The sequence below is a fragment of the Cellulomonas sp. ACRRI genome, assembly GCF_022346185.1.
Taxonomy (GTDB): domain Bacteria; phylum Actinomycetota; class Actinomycetes; order Actinomycetales; family Cellulomonadaceae; genus Cellulomonas.
This window is the reverse complement of the sequence record NZ_JAKRMS010000227.1, coordinates 1-2,762: the sequence shown is the minus strand read 5'-3', so window position 1 is coordinate 2,762 and position 2,762 is coordinate 1. Positions and strand designations below refer to the sequence as shown.

The window sequence follows — 2,762 nt, the reverse complement described above, 5'->3', positions numbered from 1 at the left end:
CCGACCGACCGACCCGAGGTGACCCGATGACCACGACCCCGCTGCGGCCGGCGCCGCTGGACCCCACCGCGCTGCACCCCACCGCGCTGCACCCCACCGCGCTGCACCCCGCCGCGCCGGACCCCGCCGTGCTGGACCCCGCCGTGCTGGACCCTGCCCCGCTCGACCCGGCGCGGCTCGCCGTGCGCGCCGCGCGGCTGCACGACCCGCTGGTCGGCCCGCTGCTCGACGGCCTGGCGCACGAGTACAGCACCCGGTACGCGGGCCTGCTCACGCCGGCCGAGCTGCGCGACGAGCTGGCGCACCACGGGGCGGAGGAGTTCGCCCCGCCGCACGGCGCCCTGGTGCTCGTGCTGGAGGACGGCGCGCCGGTCGCGGGCGGGGCGTACCGCCGCCGCCGGGAGCCGGAGCACGGCGATCCGGCCCGGCTCGCCGACCCCGCCGCCCGGGACACCGCGGGCGCACCCGCGGTGCCGACGGCCGAGCTCAAGCGGATCTGGACCCACGCGGCGCACCGCCGCCGCGGCCTGGCCCGCCTGGTGCTCGCCGAGCTGGAGGCGCGCGCCGCCGCCGCCGGCTACCCGCGGGTGTACCTGACCACCGGCCCGAAGCAGCCGGAGGCCGTCGGCCTGTACCTCGCGGCCGGCTACACGCCGCTGTTCGAGCCCGCCGCCTACCCCGGCGACCTCGTGCCGCACGCGTTCGAGAAGTGGCTCGCCCGGTGAGCGCCGCGACCACGGCGCCCGCGGCGGCGCCCGGCGCCGCCCCCGGCCCGGCGGCCGACGTCGCCGGCGGGACCCTCGCCGACCTGCCCGTCGTCGCCGCCCGGCACCCCGGCCGCTGGGTCGCCACCGCCGGCGTGGCCGTGCTGCTGGCGATGGTCGCCAGCTCGCTGCTCACCAACCCGCAGTGGGAGTGGGACGTCGTCGCGCAGTACCTCACCTGGCCGTCCGTGCTGGAGGGGGTGTGGGCCACCGTGCGCCTCACCGCGGTCGCGGCGGTGATCGGCTTCGGCCTCGGCACCGTGCTGGCCCTGATGCGGCTGTCCCGGTCCCCGCTGCTGCAGTCGGTGTCCTGGGCGTACTCCTGGGTGTTCCGGTCCGTGCCGCTGATCCTGCAGCTGCTGCTCTGGTACAACCTCGCCTACCTCTACCCCCAGCTGTCGCTCGGCGTCCCGTTCGGCCCGGAGTGGCTGCGGTTCGACACCCTCGACGTGGTCGACAAGTTCGGCGCCGCGGTGCTCGGGCTCGGCCTGTCGCAGGCGGCGTACTCCGCCGAGATCGTGCGCGCCGGCATCCTCGGCGTCGACCAGGGCCAGCACGAGGCCGCGGCCGCGCTGGGCATCCCCAGGGGCCGGCAGCAGTGGCGGATCGTGCTGCCGCAGGCGATGCGGACCATCGTGCCGACGTCGGTGAACGAGATCATCGGGCTCCTGAAGGGCACGTCGGTGGTCTACGTGCTGGCCTACGGCGAGCTGTTCTACACCGTCGGCGTCATCTACGGCCGGAACCAGCGGGTGGTGCCGCTGCTGATCGTCGCGGCGATCTGGTACCTGCTCACCACCACCGTGCTGACCGTCGCCCAGTACTACCTGGAGCGGTACTACGCCCGCGGCGCGCTGCGCACCCTGCCGCCGACCCCGGTGCAGCGGCTGCGCTGGACGGTCGCGGTCGCCGCCGCCCGGCTGACCGGGCGCCCGCTGCCCGCGGACCTGCCGCCGACGTTCCTGGCCGGCGCCCGCCGCGGCCACCTGACCCGCACCTCGCGCACCGCAGCCCGCACCGACGACCGCACCGGAGGCACCCGATGACCAGCGTCCTGAACGCCCCCGCCGCGGCCCCGGCCGCCGCGCCCGTCGCGGCCCGCGGCCCCGTCGGCGGCCACCTCCGGGTCGAGGGCCTGTCCAAGTCGTACGGCACGCTCGAGGTGCTGCGCGGCGTCGACCTGGAGGTCCGCCCGGGCGAGGTCACCGTGATCCTCGGCCCGTCGGGCTCCGGCAAGTCGACCCTGCTGCGCCTGGTGAACCACCTGGAGCGCCCGGACCACGGGTTCGTCGCGCTGGACGGCGAGGTCATCGGGTACGCCCGCCGGCACGCCGGCTGGGGCCCGCGCCGCCGCGAGGTGCTGCGCGAGCTCACCGAGCGCGACGTGCTGCGCCAACGCACCCGGATCGGGTTCGTGTTCCAGAACTTCCACCTGTTCCCGCACCTGACCGCCCTGGAGAACGTCGTCGAGGCGCCCGTCTCGGCCCAGGGACGGCCGCGCGCTCAGGTGGAGGCCGAGGCCCGCGCGCTGCTCGCCCGGGTGGGGCTGTCCGACAAGGCCGACGCCCGGCCGCGCCAGCTCTCCGGCGGCCAGCAGCAGCGCGTGGCGATCGCCCGCGCGCTCGCGGTGCGGCCCGCCCTCCTGCTGTTCGACGAGCCGACGTCCGCCCTCGACCCCGAGCTGGTGGGGGAGGTGCTCGGCGTGATCCGGGACCTCGCCCACGACGGCACCACGCTCGTGGTCGTCACCCACGAGGTCGCGTTCGCCCGCGACGTCGCCGACACCGTCGTGTTCATGGACGACGGCGTCGTGGTCGAGCAGGGCCCCGCGGCCCAGGTGCTCGGCAGCCCCGCCCACCCGCGCACCCGCGCGTTCCTCGACAAGGTCCGCTGACCCGTCCCGCTCACGGCGCGGCCTCCGGGCGCGCGCCGGGGGCGGGCCGGGTCCGCGGGCCTTGTGGTGGAACGCGCGGGGGCGCGGGTGGGCGGGGGGGCCGG

Annotated in this window: 3 protein-coding genes; all 3 read left to right on the top strand. The window is 77.2% G+C overall.

From position 1 onward, the window contains the following. On the top strand, positions 1-725 hold a 725-nt coding region (locus MHY85_RS20750), incomplete at its 5' end, for a GNAT family N-acetyltransferase (RefSeq protein ID WP_308191459.1). Further along, positions 722-1,810, top strand: coding sequence for an amino acid ABC transporter permease (locus MHY85_RS20745; RefSeq protein WP_239200308.1), 1,089 nt, complete (start codon positions 722-724; stop codon positions 1,808-1,810). The genes MHY85_RS20750 and MHY85_RS20745, both read left to right, overlap by 4 nt. Next, positions 1,807-2,658: an amino acid ABC transporter ATP-binding protein gene (locus MHY85_RS20740; protein WP_239200306.1), complete on the top strand. Its 852-nt coding sequence runs from the start codon at positions 1,807-1,809 to the stop codon at positions 2,656-2,658. The genes MHY85_RS20745 and MHY85_RS20740 overlap by 4 nt, the downstream gene beginning before the upstream one ends. Positions 2,659-2,762 lie beyond the last annotated feature (104 nt).